At 68.4% G+C, this 16,729-nt stretch carries 14 protein-coding genes and 2 pseudogenes; 3 read left to right on the top strand and 13 right to left on the bottom strand.

Annotated elements, in window-relative coordinates; genetic code table 11:
• Positions 1-86 precede the first annotated feature (86 nt).
• The 10 genes from murJ to ACFFN1_RS08905 form a co-directional block, all read right to left on the bottom strand.
• Entirely contained in the window at positions 87-1,715 is a 1,629-nt protein-coding gene (gene murJ / locus ACFFN1_RS08950) for a murein biosynthesis integral membrane protein MurJ (RefSeq protein ID WP_376840358.1), read from the bottom strand.
• Positions 1,715-2,560 (bottom strand): hypothetical protein, encoded by an 846-nt coding sequence (locus ACFFN1_RS08945; protein ID WP_376840357.1) that lies wholly within the window; start codon positions 2,558-2,560, stop codon positions 1,715-1,717. The genes murJ and ACFFN1_RS08945 overlap by 1 nt, the downstream gene beginning before the upstream one ends.
• Positions 2,557-3,549: a copper transporter gene (locus tag ACFFN1_RS08940; protein ID WP_376840356.1), complete on the bottom strand. Its 993-nt coding sequence runs from the start codon at positions 3,547-3,549 to the stop codon at positions 2,557-2,559. Before ACFFN1_RS08940 ends, ACFFN1_RS08945 begins: the two co-directional genes overlap by 4 nt.
• The gene (gene steA / locus ACFFN1_RS08935; protein ID WP_376840354.1) at positions 3,546-4,817 is read right to left on the bottom strand and encodes a putative cytokinetic ring protein SteA; all 1,272 of its coding nucleotides are present in this window, start codon (positions 4,815-4,817) and stop codon (positions 3,546-3,548) included. Before steA ends, ACFFN1_RS08940 begins: the two co-directional genes overlap by 4 nt.
• A 27-nt stretch (positions 4,818-4,844) precedes the next feature.
• Positions 4,845-6,554: a DNA repair protein RecN gene (recN, locus tag ACFFN1_RS08930; RefSeq protein ID WP_376840353.1), complete on the bottom strand. Its 1,710-nt coding sequence runs from the start codon at positions 6,552-6,554 to the stop codon at positions 4,845-4,847.
• Positions 6,551-7,570: an NAD kinase gene (locus tag ACFFN1_RS08925; RefSeq protein WP_376840352.1), complete on the bottom strand. Its 1,020-nt coding sequence runs from the start codon at positions 7,568-7,570 to the stop codon at positions 6,551-6,553. The genes recN and ACFFN1_RS08925 overlap by 4 nt, the downstream gene beginning before the upstream one ends.
• Positions 7,571-7,690: 120 nt before the next feature.
• Complete coding sequence (locus ACFFN1_RS08920) at positions 7,691-8,494, bottom strand: TlyA family RNA methyltransferase (protein WP_376840351.1); 804 nt, start codon at positions 8,492-8,494, stop codon at positions 7,691-7,693.
• Between the two features lie 13 nt (positions 8,495-8,507).
• Positions 8,508-8,708, bottom strand: a complete 201-nt coding sequence (locus ACFFN1_RS08915; RefSeq protein ID WP_376840349.1) for a hypothetical protein — start codon at positions 8,706-8,708, stop codon at positions 8,508-8,510.
• The gene (locus ACFFN1_RS08910) at positions 8,705-9,574 is read right to left on the bottom strand and encodes an HAD-IIA family hydrolase (RefSeq protein WP_376840347.1); all 870 of its coding nucleotides are present in this window, start codon (positions 9,572-9,574) and stop codon (positions 8,705-8,707) included. The genes ACFFN1_RS08915 and ACFFN1_RS08910 overlap by 4 nt, the downstream gene beginning before the upstream one ends.
• A 46-nt stretch (positions 9,575-9,620) precedes the next feature.
• A complete protein-coding gene (locus tag ACFFN1_RS08905) occupies positions 9,621-11,030 on the bottom strand; it encodes a hypothetical protein (RefSeq protein WP_376840345.1) in 1,410 nt (469 codons plus the stop codon).
• Between the two features lie 157 nt (positions 11,031-11,187).
• Between ACFFN1_RS08905 and ACFFN1_RS08900 the strand changes: the two genes are divergently transcribed.
• Positions 11,188-13,281, top strand: coding sequence for a choice-of-anchor I family protein (locus ACFFN1_RS08900; protein WP_376840343.1), 2,094 nt, complete (start codon positions 11,188-11,190; stop codon positions 13,279-13,281).
• Positions 13,282-13,378: 97 nt separating this feature from the next.
• A complete protein-coding gene (locus tag ACFFN1_RS08895; RefSeq protein ID WP_376840342.1) occupies positions 13,379-14,095 on the top strand; it encodes a GNAT family N-acetyltransferase in 717 nt (238 codons plus the stop codon).
• A gap of 4 nt (positions 14,096-14,099) precedes the next feature.
• Here ACFFN1_RS08895 and ACFFN1_RS08890 read toward each other — a convergent pair whose 3' ends face one another.
• The 3 genes and pseudogenes from ACFFN1_RS08890 to ACFFN1_RS08880 all read right to left on the bottom strand — a co-directional run bounded on the left by ACFFN1_RS08890 (position 14,100) and on the right by ACFFN1_RS08880 (position 16,373).
• The gene (locus tag ACFFN1_RS08890; RefSeq protein WP_376840340.1) at positions 14,100-14,819 is read right to left on the bottom strand and encodes an SIR2 family NAD-dependent protein deacylase; all 720 of its coding nucleotides are present in this window, start codon (positions 14,817-14,819) and stop codon (positions 14,100-14,102) included.
• Between the two features lie 199 nt (positions 14,820-15,018).
• Positions 15,019-15,612 (bottom strand): annotated as a pseudogene (locus ACFFN1_RS08885) (transposase); the annotation flags it as partial.
• A 128-nt stretch (positions 15,613-15,740) separates the two neighbouring features.
• Complete coding sequence (locus ACFFN1_RS08880; protein WP_376840379.1) at positions 15,741-16,373, bottom strand: IS3 family transposase; 633 nt, start codon at positions 16,371-16,373, stop codon at positions 15,741-15,743.
• A gap of 114 nt (positions 16,374-16,487) precedes the next feature.
• Here ACFFN1_RS08880 and ACFFN1_RS08875 point away from each other — a divergent pair.
• Positions 16,488-16,729: pseudogene (locus ACFFN1_RS08875) on the top strand (ISL3 family transposase); the annotation flags it as partial.

Genomic DNA, 16,729 nt, shown 5'->3' with positions numbered 1-16,729 from the left:
CATCGGGCGGTGTCCTCTCAGTCGATCGCTGACCGGGCGCCTGACGGCACCCCGTCGCCAAGTCTACCGAATGCCCACCGGGTGCATCAGCTGCCGGCCAGCTGCCGCATCGCGGCGACGAGGGAGCGGTTGAGCAGCAGCGTCAGCCCGCCCATGACAGCCACGGCGATGAGGCCAGCGGCCAGTCCGGAGATGACCGCTCCGGCGGCCGGCGGCCAGGCGCTGGTGGCGCCGAGCAGGAGGCGGGCGCTGGCGTATCCGGCTCCGGCGGCGGCGGCGGTGCTGAGGCCGGCGGTGGCGAGTGTGCGAGGCAGTCCCTGCAGTGCGGCCGGCCCGATGGCGCGGCGCAGGAACAGCAGGTGCATGAGCCCGGCTGCGCTCATGCCGACCGCGTGGCCGAGGCACACGAGGATGAGGGTGGCGGCGGCCGGCTGGGCGGGTGCGGTGCCGGTGATGATGAGTGCGCCGATGAGGACGATGGCGATGACCGTGAGCCAGCCGGTGGTCGTGCCGATCGCGGCATAGCGGGAGGATTCGAGTGCGGCGTACATGCGCATCGCCCAGGCGATGAGGCACCAGCCGGGCACCGCCAGCGCCATCGCGAGGATCGCTGTGGACATCGCTGTGAAGGGCACAGCCGTTGAGCCGGAGGCGGCGTCGAAGGCGGTGAAGAACTGCTGCAGCGGCACGGCGGCGGAGGCGAGGATCGCAGCGCCGAGCCCGCCGGCGATGAGGATCGCCGCTGTCGTCGTCGCCACGGTGCGCGGCACCTCGGCGGCGGCTTCGGCGACCTGCCGCGACAGGCGCGGGAACACGACGGTGGCGATCGGCACTGCGAGCACTGCGTACGGCAGCATGTAGACGGCCTGGATGTAGTTGAACAGCACGAACACGCCGGTGCCGCCGGTGCGGTTGGAGACGGTGAGCACGGACAGGATCGCCACCTGCTGGGCGATGAGCGCGGTCATGCCGGCGGTGCCCAGGCGGACCGCCCGCTGGGCGACGCCGGCGGGGAAGGAGAAGCTCAGCCGCAGCTTCACACCGGTGGCGGCGGTCGGCAGCCACAGCGGCAGGGCCAGGGCGACGACGCCGGCGGTGGTGCCCCAGGCCAGCAGCGCCAGCGGCCCGGCAGCAGCGGAGTTCGGGTCGGTGGGCACGGCGCCGTAGGCCAGATAGGTGCCGATGACGACGAGGCTTGAGAGCAGCGGCATGAATGCCGGCCACAGGAACCGGCGGTGGGCCTGCAGCACGCCGGTGAGCACCGCGCCGATCGCGTACAGGGGCAGCTGTGCGGCGAAGATGAGGAGGAACTGCCCGGCATAGTGGACGGCGGCTGGGTCCGCCCCGGCTCCCCCGGCGATGATGACGGTGGCGAGCGGCTGGTGGAACACTGCGACGATGACGGCCAGCGGCACTGTCAGCGCCAGCGACCAGGTCAGCAGCGCGGAGGCGATCCGGTTGACGTCGGCACGGTCGCTGCGTGCGATCGGCGCGGCCAGCAGGGGTACGACGGCACCGGCGAGCGCGCCGCCGGCGACGACCTCGTAGAGGATGTTGGGGACCTGGTTGGCGGCCTGGTAGGCGGTGCCGACGACGCCGGCGCCGACGGTCGGTGAGAAGACGAGCCAGCGGAGGAACCCGATGACCCGTGTCAGCAGGGTGATGACGGAGACGGCCAGCGCCGCTCCGGCTGTGGCCCGCAGCCAGCGGGGCATCAGTGCACTCGTGCCCAGGCGTCGAGCTCCCGCAGGCCCGGGGTGCTCTCGATGACCTCGGTGAAGGAGATCTTCTCGCTCGCCAGGGTCAGCGCTGCGAGCACGGCGAGGCCGATGGCCAGCTGTGTGCGGGAGGCCTCGAGGGCGGTGGCGGTACCGAGCAGGCTGCCGAGCGCGTTGGCGCCGGTGTCGCCGAGCATCGTGAGCCCGGCAGCATCCTCGGTGAAGGCGGCGGCGATGACGCCGAGGCTGCCGGCGCTCAGCACGATCGCGGAGCCACGGCCGCCGGCCAGGCTGGCGGCGGCGAGGATCGCACTGGCCTTGAGTGCGCGGGCCGGACGCAGGTCGAGGAGGTTGATGAGGTTGGCGGTCCCGGCGATGACGCCGCCGGCGAGCACCGCATCGGCGAGCGTGCCGAGCGTCTGGGAGCCGGCCAGCTCCTCGGCGTCGCGGCCGAGCGCCGCGGCGATGACGGCCGAGGCGGAGATGCCGAAGACCTTGAGCCCGCCGGTGGTGATCTCGCCGCGGGCCAGGGCGCTCAGGTGTCCGCGCAGCCCCTTGGCGCTGCCGGATTCGGCGAAGTCGTCGACGGCGCCGAGCACTCCGGCGGCAGTCGTGGCCAGGCTTGCGGCCAGGCGGTGCGGCAGCGGGTCGGCGAACGCTGAGACGACGGCGGTGCCGGCGGCGACAGCCGGGCCCTCGATGAGGGAGACGGTCTCGCCGGCGTGGTTCGTCCGGTCCATCGCGGCGCCGAAGCCGAGGCGGTTGCGGGCGGCGATGACACCGCGGGTGACGGCGTAGCCGGCGACAGCGGCGACCGAGGCGGAGATGAGGGTGCGGATCATTTCTCTGCTCCTGGCATGAGGTCATCGGCGTTGGCGGCGAAGCCGAAGTGGCCTTCGACCTCATCATTGTGCAGCGCTCCGACGGTCAGGGCGGTGATGACCGGTCCGGCGCCGAGCTCGATGCTGTCGACGCTGGAGACGCCGGGGTCGGACTCCCGCACGAAGCCGACGAGTCCGCTCTCGGCACCGGCGGTGGTGCCGGCGACGACGGTCGGGGTGCGGGCGTCGAGGGAGGCTGCGAAGTCGGAGTAGGCGCTCGGCTCCGGGGCCGTCGCCTCGGCCGGCTCACCGGCGGCGGCCTGGGCTTCGGGCACCGGCGGGGCGATGAGGACGATGACCGCGGCTTCAGCGTATCCGCCGCCGTTGATCCGGCCGGCGGCGGCGAAGGCCTGCAGCACCTCTTCGGACTGCTTCTGGTCGTACCCCTGCGCTGCTCCGGCGTCCGGGGCGGCGCTCTCACCCTCGGTGGGCTCCGGGCTCGGCTCATCGGCGGCATCGGAGCTGCCGGTCGAGATCGCGGAGGCGAGCGCCTCGCTCAGGGCCTTCGCATCGTCATCGGGCAGATCCGTGTCGATCGAGCGCAGGGTGGTGAGCAGCTTATCCGCACCCTCGGGGTCGAAGACCTCGGCTGACAGCTCCCCGCCGTCATGCACGCCGGCACCGGTCTCGGAGAGCCGGTCGCGCACGGCGTTGACCGCATCGGCATTGGTGCCGGCGGTGCGCACGAGGGTGACCGGCACATCGGTCAGGGTGTCGCCGAGGAGATCCGGGGCGGTGGCGACGATGAACTCGTTGAGGTCATTGAGATCGGTCTTGGACTGATCGAGTTCGGTGCGCAGCTCGTCGCGGTCGGCGCGCAGCGACTCGACCTGGCTCTCCAGGGAGTCGCCGATCGGCTCCTTGAGCGGTCCGGCACCGAGCACGATGCCGATCGCCAGGGCGACGAACACCGAGATGAGCGAGACGAGGTGGTAGCGGAAGTCGATCACGTCAGAGCGGACCCTTCATCGATGGGGCAGGAAACGGGCAGGTGGGTGTGCGGCAGGCGGCCGCCGAGCGCCTCGGGGGTGGGAGTGGGTGAGAACAGGTTCTCGAACCACTGGATGATGCCGTCGAACTGGGCGCCGATGAGTCCAAGCAGCGTCTGCCCGGCCGGCGTCGCCGACAGCGCGATGAACAGGGCGAACAGGCCGGCCAGCGCGAGGATCGTCAGCTGCCAGGAGGAGATCCGCTGCCGGTACAGCAGGGAGACTCCTTTGGCGTCGAGGAGTTTGGAGCCCACGCGCAGGCGGGTGAGGAACGTCGAGGCCATACCGCGGCGTCCCTTGTCGAGGAACTCGATGAGCGTGTCATGGCTGCCGACGGCGACGATGAGCGGTGAGCCCTTGTCATCGGCCAGCAGCATCGCGATGTCCTCGCTGGTGCCCGAGGCGGGGAAGATGACGCATTCGAGGCCGAGGTCGTGCAGCCGTTCGACGCCCGGCGCGCGGCCGTCGCGATAGGCGTGGACGACGAGTTCGGCTCCGGAGCTCAGCGCGGCATCGGAGACGGAGTCCATATCGCCGACGATCATGTCCGGGGAATAGCCAGCCTCCAGGATCGCGTCCGCACCCCCGTCGACACCGATGAGGATCGGCCGGTACTCGCGGATGTAGGTCCCCAGCATCGCGAGGTCTTCTTTGTAGTGGTAGCCGCGCACCACGATGAGGGCGTGCCGGCCGGCGAAGTTCGTGCGCACATGCGGGACGACGAAGTCCTCGGACAGCAGATCGGAGTCCTTGCGGATGTATTCGATGGTGTTCTCGACGAAGTCGACGAGCACCTTGTTCATCCCGGACTCGGCTTCCTTCATCTCCTTCTCGATGCTGAGCGGAGTGTGCACGCGCCCTTCGCCCACCGGCTCGCCGTCGCGTTCGATGACGCCTTCGCTGAGGGTGAGCTCCTCGCCTTCGGTGAGGGTGTCCATGAGCTCTTCGCCGGCTTCGTCGATGAGGGGGATGCCGGCTTCGACGATGATGCCGGGCCCGAGGTTGGGGTAGCGTCCGGAGATCGACTTGACGGTGTTGACCACGGCCGCGGGACGGCATTCGACGAGTGCTTCAGCGGAGACCCGGTCGATATCGGAATGGCAGATGACGGCGATCTCGCCGGGCTGCAGCCGCTTCGTCAGGTCCTTCGTACGGCGGTCGACGCGGGTGACGGCTGGGCCGATGGCCAGATCGGTCTCGATGGTCTCGCGGCTTCTGCGGATTTTCATGGTGCCGCCATTGTCGCATGCGGCATGTCAGAACTGTGCTTTCTCCGCGGCCGCCGTGTCCATGAGCTCGACCGCATGGGCGCGCGCGGATCCGGAGTCGGCCATTCCGCCGAGCATCCGGGCCAGCTCCGCTTCACGGCCCGCCTGGTCGAGGGTGGTGACACCGGAGACCGCGCCGTCGGACTGGTCGTCCTTGACGACGGTGATGTGGGTGTCGGCCCAGGCGGCGACCTGCGCCAGGTGGGTGACGACGATGACCTGGGAGTGGGCGGCCAGCCGGGCCAGGCGCCGCCCGATCTCGATCGCGGCCTTGCCGCCGACGCCGGCGTCGACCTCGTCGAACACGAAGGTCGGGAAGGTGTCCTTGGCGGCTTTGACGACTTCGATGGCGAGCATGACGCGGGAGAGCTCACCGCCGGAGGCGAGCTTGCCGATCTCTCCGGGCACGGCAGCGTCGTGGGCGCTGAAGAGCATCGCCACGGTGTCGGTGCCGAGGCTGTGGGGTTCGGCCGCGGTGATCTCGAAGACGATCCGGGCCCGCGGCATCGACAGGGCGGTGAGCTCATCGGAGACGGCGGCGGCGAACTCCTCGGCGGCCTGTTCGCGCAGCTGTGTGAGCCGCTGGCCGGTCTCGGTGACAGCGTCGAAGGCCGCGGCGACGGCATCGTCCATGCCGGCAGAGGAGCTCTCGGCGTTCTGCAGCTCCAGCAGCTCTTCTCCAACCTGCGTCTCGAAGGCGAGCACCTCCTCGACATCGGCGCCGAAGGCCGAAAGGGAGCCGAGCGCTGCCCGTCGGGCTTCGGTCTCTTCCAGGGACTGGCCTTCGAGGTCGGAGAAGGAGGCGACATAGGCCGCGAGCTCCGTGGCGGTGTCCGTCATCCGGATGCGCACATCGGTGAGCGCTTCGACATGGGCTTCGAGGCTGGAGTCGGTGCCGGCGGCGCGGGTCACCTCGGCGATGGCGGCTTCGAGGGCGTCGAGGGCGTTGTGCGTCTCCTGCCAGTCGCTGCCGGCGAGCGCATCATGGGCAGTGCCGACGGCCTGTTTGAGGTCCTCGGCCGCTCCCAGCCGGGCAGACAGGGCCCGGAGCTCCTCATCCTCGCCTGCCACCGGGCGCACCGCGTCGATCGTCTCGAGGCTCTCGTTGAGGTAGGCGATGCGGGCTGCGCGCTCATCAGCGGTCTCACGCAGGCGCGCCGCCTCGGCTGCGAGCTCCTGCCAGCGCCGGTAGGCCTGCTGGTAGCTGTCGAGCGCCTCGGCGATCGCCCGCCCGCCGTAGCGGTCGAGCAGGGCGCGCTGTTTGGCTGCGGAGCGCAGGGTGATCTGCTCCGACTGGCCGTGCATCGACACGAGCGCATTGCCGACGTCTTTGAGGACTGCCAGCGGCACGGTCCGTCCGCCGGCCGTGGCTCGGGCGCGGCCCTCGGCGGGGATGCTGCGGGTGAGGATCGCCTCCTCATCGGCTTCTCCTCCGGCTTCGCCGATGCGCTCGGTGATCTGCTCGCGGGCTGACGCGGCCTGGTCGGTGAGGTCGAAGATCCCTTCGACGACGGCGCGCTGCGCACCGGCGCGCACGACGCGCGGTTCGGCGCGGGCGCCGGTGAGCATGTCGAGGGCGGTGACGAACATCGTCTTGCCGGCGCCGGTCTCGCCGGTGACGACGGTCAGCCCGGAGCCGAGGTCGATGTCGGCTGCGGAGATGACGCCGAGGTTCTCGATGCGCAGACTCGAGATCATCGATCGCCTCGCGGCTGGGTCTCGGGGCTGACGACCGGCAGGGTGTTCGTGTCGGTGGTGCGGCTGGGGCCGCGCCAGCCGGTGACCGGCAGCTGGAACTTGGCGACGAGCCGGTCGGCGAAGCGGCGCGTCGACAGGCGGGCGAGCGCGACCGGGGTCGTCGAGCGACGGGCTTCGATGCGTGCGCCTGCCGGCAGGTCGATCTCATGGCGGCCGTCGCACCACAGGCCGGCGTGCATGCCCGGCTGGGAGGGCTGGAATTCGACGCCGAGGCGGGAGTCGGGGCTGACGACGAGCGGCTTGGTGAACAGGGCGTGAGCGGAGATCGGCAGCATCATGAGCGCTTCGACATCCGGCCACACGATCGGGCCGCCGGCGGAGAAGGCGTAGGCCGTCGAGCCGGTGGGGGTGGCGAGGATGACGCCGTCACAGCCGAAGGAGGACACCGGCCGGGAGTCGACGCCCAGGATGACGTCGATCATCCGGCATTCGTCGCTCTTCTCGATCGTCGCTTCGTTCAGCGCCCAGGTGCGGTGGATGATCCGCCCATCGGCGATGACGCGGACATCGAGGGCCATGCGCTCATCGACTTCGTAGTCGCGGCTGACGGCCCGGTGGACGGCGGCGTCGAGGTTCTCACGTTCGCTTTCGGCGAGGAAACCGACGTGGCCGAGGTTGACGCCCAGCAGCGGGACGGCGAGGTGACGGAACTTCTCTGCCGCCCGCAGGATGGTGCCGTCGCCGCCGAGGACGATGACGAGTTCGCAGTCGGGTCCGAGGCAGGCGACGTTGTCGTCATCACAGACGCGCACCGGCGTGTCGAGCAGGCCGGTGTGGCTGATGAGCATCTCATGATCGGAGGCGAGCATGACCGGCTGGATGCCGTCGGAGTGCAGAGTGGCGCACACGCGCAGGGCAGCTTCGCGGGAGTCCGCGCGCTGCGGGTGGAGCATGACGGCGATGCTGCGCTGCACGTCTGTCCCCTTCCTCATCGTGTCGTCGAGTGCGGCTCTCATGCCGTCAGCCGGCTGGCTGGGCTCAGCTGCACGGCAGCTGGGCAGTCGATCGCCAGACCTCGGCTGTGCGGATGCGGCGCTCAGGCCGCTGCTGCCGGGCCGATGTCTGGCGTGCTGATCTCAGTCAACTGTACAAGCCTGAGAATCTGCTTGGGTGATGTGGATGAAGTACTCGCGGTTGCCGCTCGGACCGGGCAGCCGGGTTTCGCACCAGCCGTGGACGGTGGCGCCAGCGGCCTGTGCAGCGGCGGCGACCGTGTCGACGGCCGCCTTCCGCTCGGCCGGATCGGTGACGACGCCGTTGCGGTTGACGGCATGTCGGCCGCGTTCGAACTGCGGTTTGACCATGAGCAGCAGGGCGCCGCCCGGGCGCGTGAGTGCCAGCAGCGGTTCGAGCAGCAGGGTCAGGGAGATGAAGGAGACATCGGCGACGACGAGATCGACGCCGCTGCTCTGCCTGCCAGCCTGCTGTTCGGGCAGCGGCGGCAGCTGGTGGAGCTGCAGATGCCGCAGATTGGTGCCTTCGAGGTTCGTCACCCGCGCATCGGCGCGCAGCAGCGGGGCCAGCTGATCGTGGCCGACGTCGACGGCGTACACATGGGCGGCCCCCACAGCCAGCAGCACCTGGGTGAATCCGCCGGTCGAGGCGCCGGCGTCCAGGCACACTGCTCCGGCGGGCAAGTCCTGCAGTCCGAAGTCCTCCAAGGCGCCGAGCAGCTTGTGGGCGCTGCGGGCCACCCACGGGTCCTCACCGCGCAGCTCGATGACATCATCGGCGCTGACCTTCTGCGAGGCCTTCTGTGCGGCACCGCCGTTGACGACGACGTGCCCGGCCGCGATCTGCCGGGCAGCCCGGTTGCGGGAGACGGCCAGCCCGCGGGTGACGAGCGCTGCGTCGAGGCGCTGTGCGTCCGGTCCGCTCATGAGCTGCGCCGCGTCATAGCGAGGACAGCCCCTGCTCCAGCTCGTCGAGCAGCCGGCCGGACTGCTCGAGCGCGGTGGCATCATCGGCGTGTTCGAGAGCCTCGACTGCCTCCTGCCAGGCGGCGGTCTCCAGCGCTCCGGCAGCAGCTGCCGGGCTGGGCTTCGGGCTGGAGCTGGGCTTCGGGCTGTTGGGCTGTGCGCCGCTGTCGTTCATGAGGTCTCCTCTGTGCTGCGGCCGGTCACCGGTTCGAACAGCTCGGGCAGGGCAGCGACGATGAGGTCCGGCTGCGCCTCGGCGCCGGCAGCCCGGGCATCCTCGACCTGGTGGATGCCGGTGAGCACGAGTGCGGTGGGATAGCCGGCCGCCCGGCCTCCGGCGATGTCGGTGTCGAGCCGGTCGCCGATCATGAGCGGGCGCTGCACCCCGATCGCCGCTGCCGCGGCGGTGATCATGAGCGCTGAGGGCTTCCCGGTGACGGTCGGCTCGACACCGGTGATGGTCTCGACGATGCGGACGAACGAACCGTTGCCGGGCATCGGACCGCGATCGGTGGGCATGCTGATGTCGCGATTGGTCGCCCAATAGGCGGCACCGGCGCGGATCGCCTCGCAGGCCGCGGCGAAGTCGTACCAGTTGAGTTCGCGGTGGAATCCCTGCACCACCGCCGCCGGCACTGTCCCGGATCCCGCAGCGACCGGTGCGAGGCCGACCTCGCGCAGGCAGTCGGCCAATGCCGGTGAGCCGAGCGTCAGGATCGGGGCACCGGATGGGAACTCGGCGGCCAGTGCGCGGGCAGCGACCTGCGCCGAGGTCGTCACCTGCGCAGCCTCAGCCGGCAGACCATAGGACCGGATCTGGGCGGCGATGTCCTCGGCGCTGCGGGAGGCGTTGTTCGTGACGAACCCGTAGGGGATGCCGGCCTCCCCCAGCCGCGTGAGGGTTTCCTGGGCGCCGGGCACCACCTCGGGGCCGGCGTAGATGACGCCGTCGAGATCGAAGAGCACACCGTCGACCGGCCCCAGGTGGGCGGTCGCCGCAAGCACCGACGATGCGGTGCGGGTCTCGGCGCGATCGTTCATGGATGCCTCCTTGCGCGCTCAGCGGTCTCGGGTGCTTTCGGCCCGCTCAGAAGAGCGTCTCCTCCTGCGGCGGTTCCTCCCCGCCATCGGGCTGCGTTCCGGCGTCCGGCTCGATGCCGGCCTCGATGAGCAGCTCCTGCAGCTCGGCTTCGACCTCATCCTCGAAGGACAGGTTCGCAGCCACCGGCTGCTCCGGCTCCGCGGCAGGTGCCTCGGCCGGTTCGGCGTCGTGTGCCGCGGTGCCCTCTGCTGCGGTGCCGTCGGACTCCTCGCTGCTCGGCGCCTCGTCTGCCGCACCCGAGGCGGTGGCCGGCCAGGCAGCCGCATCGCCGGCTTCCGGATCCTCGCCAGGCGCTGGATCCTCGTTCTCGTCCGCCCCATCGGCGACGGGCTCGGCGAGCTCCTCATCGGGGATCTCGTGGATCGTCATGATCTCGACATCAGCGTTGGGATCAGGCTCCTCATCGCCGTACATGACGTTCTTCAGCTTGGCAGTGCGGCGAGCGAGCTGTTCATACTTGTCCGCCAGCTCTGTTTCGCCGTCGACGCGCAGCAGATCAGCATAAGCCGACAGCAGCCGCACGGTGGCACCAGCGGGGTGGCCGGTGAAGCCAGCACTGCTGAGGATCTCCTTGGCAGTGGCGTTGTCGCCGAGGTCGCTGTAGGCACCGGCCTTGACGATGAGCAGCTCGATGCGCACGGCCGGGTCGAGCTCCGCTGCTTCAAACTCGGCGGCGACTTCCAAGGCCTTGCGCGGATTGCCGCGACCGCGTTCGCAGTCGGCCATGAGGGCGGCGTTGTCATTCGAACCGGTGATGCGCCGGTGGGTGCGCAGCTCCCGCAGCGCCTCTCCATACTTCTCCAGCTGGTAGGCGACGATGCCGACGGCCTCACGCACCGCACCGATCCGGGCAGCGCGCCCGAGCGCAGCCTGGGCATGCTCATACGCGACCTCCGGGGCCGCATCGACGAGCTGCCCAGCCGCGACGAGGTGCTTGGCAACGACGTCGGCGTTGGACTTCTCCAAAGGCCGCAGCTGGCGGCGGGTCTCGGAGTGCAGCTCCTTGCCCGTGATGCCTTCGGGAATCGGCGGTTCGTGCCGGCGTTCACGCCGGGTGCCGCCGCGCTCACGGTCGTTGCGCTTGCGCTCGGCCCGACGGAAGTCCTTCCCACCACGGCGCTCGTCGCGCCGAAAGTCCTTGCCGCCGCGGCGCTCGTCCCGGCGGAAGTCCTTGCCGCCGCGGCGATCATCACGCCGGTTGTCCCACCGCTGACCGTCGCGGCGATCATCCCGGCGCCGGTCGCTGCGCTGGAAGCCCTTCCCGCCTCGGGAGCGGTCACCGAAGCTCCGCTCACCGCGCTGGGTGCGGGGGCCGTGTCCGCTGCCGCGGGGACGCTTGTGACCGTCGCTGCTGCGGCGCGGGCGGTCCTGTGATTCGTCGTCAGGCTTCGACACTGTGCTCCCTATGTGGCTGTCGGTGAAGTGCCCGGCCAGTCTATCGCTCCAGGCGGCGGAGCCGAGAATTCACTTTGACGTCACTTTTGTCGCAATCCGCTGCCCATCCCAGACCGTAAGGTCAAATGTGCCCCTTGCACTCGACTGGAGAACCTCTATGTCTCGCTTCACCGCTGGTCTGACCGCTCTGAGCGTCGTCGGTCTCACGGCCCTGGCACCGGTCACCGTGCTGCCGGCCAACGCCGCCAACCCGGATTACTTCACCTCCCATTCAGCTCCCGACGCCGCTGTCGAGCTGTCTGTCCTCGGTTCGCACCGCACCGACATCTTCGACGAAGGTGCCTCGGAGATCGTCGGCTACTACCCGGCCAAGCAGCAGACCCTGGTCGTCAATGCTCAGGCTGGAACCGTGCAGGTGCTCGACTCCTCCGACGCTGCGAAGCCGACCCTCGTGACCGAGCTGGCCACTGCCGGTATGAGCTCCGATGACGGCACGACGGTGCCGGAGGGCGCAGTCGCCAACTCTGTGGCTGTCCGCGCGGACGGTCTGGCTGCGGTTGCGCTCGAAGCGCCGACCAAGACCGATGACGGCTGGGTTGCGTTCTTCGACCTCACCGGCGATGAGCCCCAGCAGCTGGGCGCTGTGGGCGTCGGTGCGCTGCCGGACTCCATCGTGTTCGACAAGGACGGCACGTACGGCGTCGTCGCCAATGAGGGCGAGCCGGCTGACGACTACTCGGTCGACCCGGAGGGCTCGGTGGGCATCATCACCCTGCCCGAGGCGGTTGAGGCTCCCAGCCAGGACAGCGTCAAAACTGCCGACTTCCATGACTTCGAAGGCGATGCGCTGCCCGATGGCGTGCGGATCTACGGCGGCCGTGAGGACGCGGGCACCGGCACCCCGGAGTTCCCGGTCTCGGAGAACCTCGAACCGGAGTACAGCGCAGTCATCGGTACCAAGGCCTATGTCACGCTGCAGGAAGCCAACGCGATCGCCGTCGTCGATCTGCCGTCGGCGAAGACTGAGAAGCTGATGCCGATGGGCACGCAGGATGTCTCCGTGGTTCCGTTCGATGTGTCGGACAAGGATGACAAGTTCAATCTCCAGAACTGGCCGGTGGAGTCGTTCCTGCAGCCGGACACCATCAAGTCGGTTGAGATCGGCGGCAAGGACTACCTGCTGACAGCCAATGAGGGCGATACTCGCGACTACGATGCCTACTCCGAAGAGGCGCGGGTCAAGGACCTCGGTGATGAGAAGGAGGGTCTGCCTCCGGTCTGTGACTCGCTCTTCGAGGGTGACGGCCCCGGTGACGAGGCACCGGTGAGTAAGGAGGAGATGCTCAAGGATGAGAATCTCGGCCGCCTGAAGATCACGACGGCTGACGGTCTGTTGGAGGACGGAAGCTGCTACGAGACCATCTACGGTGTCGGCGGCCGGTCGTTCTCGATCCTCGACACCGACGGCAACCAGGTCTTCGACTCCGGCGCTGATTTCGAGCAGATCACCGAAGAGGCCCTGCCGAACTTCTTCAACTCGGACAACACCGAGTCGAACTTCGACAACCGCTCCGATGACAAGGGCCCGGAGCCCGAGGCCATCGAGGTCGGCCAGATCGGCGAGAAGACCTACGCCTTCATCGGCCTGGAGCGTATCGGCGGCATCTTCGTCTACGACATCACCGATCCGGCCAACTCTGAGTACGTCACCTACGTCAACAACCGCGACTTCAGCGTCCAGCCTGAGGACAATGTCGCTGACGCCGGCGACTCCGGCCCGGAGAGCATTGTGTTCGTCCCGACCGCTGACCTGACCGCCGACGGCGCTGCAGTCAAGGCGGGCAACGCCGGCATGCTCATCGTCGGCAACGAGGTGACCGGTTCGACGACCTTCTACAATGTCGACTCCCGCCTCGTTGAGGATGGGCCGACCGAAGAGCCGAGCCAGGAACCGACTGACGAGCCGACCGACGGCCCGTCGGATGAGCCCAGCGAGGAGCCTTCGCAGGATCCCAGCGAGGACCCGAGCGAAGATCCGTCCCAGGCTCCCAGCGACGAGACGAGCGAGGCTCCGTCGGATGATCCGTCCGAGCAGCCGAAGGACGACGACGATGATGATGATAAGCGCGCCGTGGACGACGGTCGCCTGCCGCGCACCGGTGCCCAGATCGGCGCACTGGCCGGCATCGGCGCACTGCTGGCAGCAGCCGGCACCACCGCAGTGTGGATGGCACGGCGCCGCAACAGCTGATCGCTGAGACCGTGATCGGGCCCGCATCGACTCTCATCGGTGCGGGCCCACTCCGTTTCCCCTGCTGCCGCGGACAGCGCTGTTATAGGGTCATGGCATGGCATATCGAAAGATGCTCCTGAGCCTGGAGGAGATCTGGCCGCCGTACGCGCTGACCATCAGCTGCGGGGACCTGAGCCTCTCCCCTGTCCGCGAATCCGATCTGCCGGAGCTCGCTGCGCTGGCCGCCGGCGGCGTCAAGACGCATCCCGGTGCCTTCATCGTCGACTGGGACAAGGGCACTCCCGAGGAGGTCGCGCGCAGCATGGCGACCTACCATTGGCGGACCCGCGCGGAGGCGACTCCACAGAACTGGCGCGTCGAGTTCACCGCCCGGCTCGCAGGTGAGGCAATCGGCGTCCAGAGTGCCGGCGCACGCGCCTTCGCACAGCGCCGCACGGTCGGGACCGGGTCGTGGCTGGGCCGCCAGCATCAGGGACACGGCATCGGCACCCTCATGCGCCAGACGATCGCCGCCGCCTTCTTCGACCACTTCGGTGCACGCGAACTCGTGACGTCCTACTTCGAGGGCAATGAGGCCAGCCGGCGCGTCTCGGAGAAGGTCGGCTATGTGCCCAACGGCTCGCTCATGGAGGTCTCCGCCGGAGGCGCGCACATTGGGCGAGAGCACTCCATGCTGCTCACCCAGGACCGGCTGGTCCGGGCTCAGCAGCCGGTCACGGTCACCGGCGCCGAGGTGTTCGCTGAGTTCCTGCAGCTGCCTCGCGCGGCGGAGACCGACCAGAAGCCTCGAAAGCCGGGGCGCTGGGTCTAGCTCATCAGCTCAGTGTGGACAGCAGCGGCGGCAGAACGTCCTCAATGTCCCCGTCGAGCACATCGTCGGCCCATGCGTCGAAGGGAGTCGGCTCGGCGTTGACGATATAGCCGACAGCCCCGCTCTCGACCGCCAAGGGGAACAGCGAGGCGACGGGAGTGACATTCAGGCTCGTGCCGACGGCGATGATGACCTCGCAGTCCTCGGCTACGTCGATGGCCGCATCGAGCACCGCCTCGTCGAGCATCTCGCCGAACAGGATCGTCGTCGCGCGGATGATGCCGCCGCACTGCAGGCAGCGGGGTTCGATCTTTCCGGCCCGGACTCTGTCGATCATGTCCTTCATCGGGCCGGTCTGCTGACAGTCCTCGCAGCGCCAGGTGCGGACGTTGCCGTGGACTTCGTGCACGAGGGCATCGCTGCTGCCGGCCAGCTGGTGCAGCCCGTCCACGTTCTGGGTGATGATGCCCCGCACGCGACCGGTGCGCTGCTCGAACTCGGCGATCGCGCGGTGGGCGCGTGTCGGTGCGGCTTCCCAGAAGCGTGATTGCGAGCGATACTGCCACGCCTTGCGCCGGATCGCAGCATCGCCGAGGTAGTAGGACAGTGTCGAGGTGAGTTCGGCATCGGGATCCTTCGTCCAGATGCCTTCAGGTCCGCGAAAGTCGGGGATGCCGGCGCCGGTGGAGATCCCAGCTCCGGTCAGAAAGGTGATGCGATCCATGATGGCCTCCTCTCCTCCAGCCTAGGCGCAGTTGCAGAGCGGGCACATGATGTGGCGCCAACCGGACTGTCGAAAAACGGCATCGGTACCGATATNCCACCCCAACCACCCGATTAGTCAGGAATTCCAGCACTTCACAACCCAAACCCGCAGGTCATAGTGTCAATATGATCTACATCACACCAATTTGAGCCAAGTCAGGGTAGAGGGCCTCATCGCGCATAATCTGGCGGACCAGCTCCGGGGACGCCTCGGTGCCCTCATCGGCCAGGTCGGCGTGGATGCGGCGGTACCCGTACGTGCCATCCGATTCCTCGAAGAAGTGCCGAACCCGTGCGGTCAGTGCCTGCCGACGTGCAGCGGTGGCCGACTGCGGGCGAAAGCGCCAGTTGTAGTAGCCAGACTTCGAGACCTCCAGCCAGGCGCACATGTTCACCACCGTCCATCCCGGGTGGGCATGCTTGCGTTGGGAGTCGATGAATTCGTACTTCGCCACTACCGTGGCTCCCGCGCGAAGTACGCGGCCGCTTTTTTTTAAGAACGCGGCCTCGGCACGCAGCTGCTGATTTTCCCGCTCCAGCTCCGCCAGCCGGGCCCGCTCCGATCCCGACAGCGGCGTCTGTGCTTCATCTTCGCCGCGGGCGGCCTTGTACTTCTTGACCCAGTTCCGCAGGGTTTCAGCGCCGATGCCGTAGGCGTCAGCGACCGAGCGGATCGTCTTCGACTGGGACACAACTTCCTCGCACAGCTGGTCCTTGAACTCCTGGCTGTAGCGACGACGAGAGGTAGACATTCGGACAGAATCTCACTTTCTATAACACCCCCAATTCTATTGGGGCCACTGTCCGAAATCCCTAGAGCACCCCAGTCAGGTCGGAGATATCGAATAGGGACTGCTGAAGGTTTGGTTGACTCTGGGGTTTATGCCGTCAGGGCGACGGCCTTGTGGTGAACCAGTTCGTATTCAACCGGGGTCAGTTTACCCAGACGGCGCTGCCGACGCTTCTGGTGATAGGTCCGCTCGACCCAGTGGACGATTGCTGTGCGAAGCTGTGCGCGGGTGGCCCACCGGCGCCGGTTGAGGACGTTCTTTTGCAACACAGCGAAGAACGATTCCATCGCCGCATTGTCTCCAGCGGCACCGACTCGGCCCATCGACCCCGCCAGGCCGAGACGCTTCAAGGCGTGCTGGAACTTCCGCGACCTGAACTGCGACCCGCGGTCGGAGTGCACCACGCAACCGGTCACGGCGCGTGGCCCGCCGCGACGTGCCACAGCGTCCTCGATCGCAGCGACGGCCAGGCGGGACTTCATCCGTGCGTCGATGGTGTAGCCGACGATCTTGTTGCTGAACACGTCCTTGACCGCGCACATGTACAGCTTGCCCTCATCGGTGCGATGTTCCGTTATGTGGCTCTTCAGAGTTGAGTGTGGGCACGCCGATCGGGCAAGGGTGCTGGGGATAAGCATCGAGGTCCCTGATGATGANCCTGCTCGACATCTCTGGACCGTTGCAGTCGCTGCGATGTCCTCCTCGGCCTCCCCGGACTGCACCTGACCGACGTCGATGCCACCGACGAGAGCGTGGTCCTCGACGTCGAGGCCTGCGACCGGCTGACCGGTTGCCCCGGTTGCGGCGTCATCCCGACCGGCCACGGACGCATCACCGTGACCCTGATCGATGCTCCGTCCGCTGGGCGTCCTGCCCGCTTGCGGTGGCGCAAGCACCGCTGGATCTGCCGGGAGTCTGCCTGCCCGGTCGTGACGTTCCTCGAGCAGAACACGCAGGTAGCCGCCCCGCGCGGCCTGCTGACAACCCGCGCGGTCCGGTGGGCGATCCGTCAGCTGCGGTATGAGAACGCCTCCGTCCAGGGACTGGCCCGCCAGTTGGGCACGACGTGGAACACCCT

Origin of the sequence: Brevibacterium otitidis, assembly GCF_042429315.1 — a bacterium.
Lineage (GTDB): Bacteria > Actinomycetota > Actinomycetes > Actinomycetales > Brevibacteriaceae > Brevibacterium > Brevibacterium otitidis.
The sequence above is the reverse complement of the archived record's forward strand: the minus strand, read 5'-3'. Positions and strand labels throughout refer to the sequence as shown.

Bases quoted from the DNA above. Each gene is read 5' to 3' on its own strand.
- murJ (WP_376840358.1), bottom strand. From the start codon at position 1,715: ATGCCCCGCTGGCTGCGGGCCACAGCCGGAGCGGCGCTGGCCGTCTCC.
- ACFFN1_RS08945 (WP_376840357.1), bottom strand. From the start codon at position 2,560: ATGATCCGCACCCTCATCTCCGCCTCGGTCGCCGCTGTCGCCGGCTAC.
- steA (WP_376840354.1), bottom strand. From the start codon at position 4,817: ATGAAAATCCGCAGAAGCCGCGAGACCATCGAGACCGATCTGGCCATC.
- recN (WP_376840353.1), bottom strand. From the start codon at position 6,554: ATGATCTCGAGTCTGCGCATCGAGAACCTCGGCGTCATCTCCGCAGCC.
- ACFFN1_RS08925 (WP_376840352.1), bottom strand. From the start codon at position 7,570: ATGAGAGCCGCACTCGACGACACGATGAGGAAGGGGACAGACGTGCAG.
- ACFFN1_RS08920 (WP_376840351.1), bottom strand. From the start codon at position 8,494: ATGAGCGGACCGGACGCACAGCGCCTCGACGCAGCGCTCGTCACCCGC.
- ACFFN1_RS08915 (WP_376840349.1), bottom strand. From the start codon at position 8,708: ATGAACGACAGCGGCGCACAGCCCAACAGCCCGAAGCCCAGCTCCAGC.
- ACFFN1_RS08910 (WP_376840347.1), bottom strand. From the start codon at position 9,574: ATGAACGATCGCGCCGAGACCCGCACCGCATCGTCGGTGCTTGCGGCG.
- ACFFN1_RS08900 (WP_376840343.1), top strand. From the start codon at position 11,188: ATGTCTCGCTTCACCGCTGGTCTGACCGCTCTGAGCGTCGTCGGTCTC.
- ACFFN1_RS08895 (WP_376840342.1), top strand. From the start codon at position 13,379: ATGGCATATCGAAAGATGCTCCTGAGCCTGGAGGAGATCTGGCCGCCG.
- ACFFN1_RS08890 (WP_376840340.1), bottom strand. From the start codon at position 14,819: ATGGATCGCATCACCTTTCTGACCGGAGCTGGGATCTCCACCGGCGCC.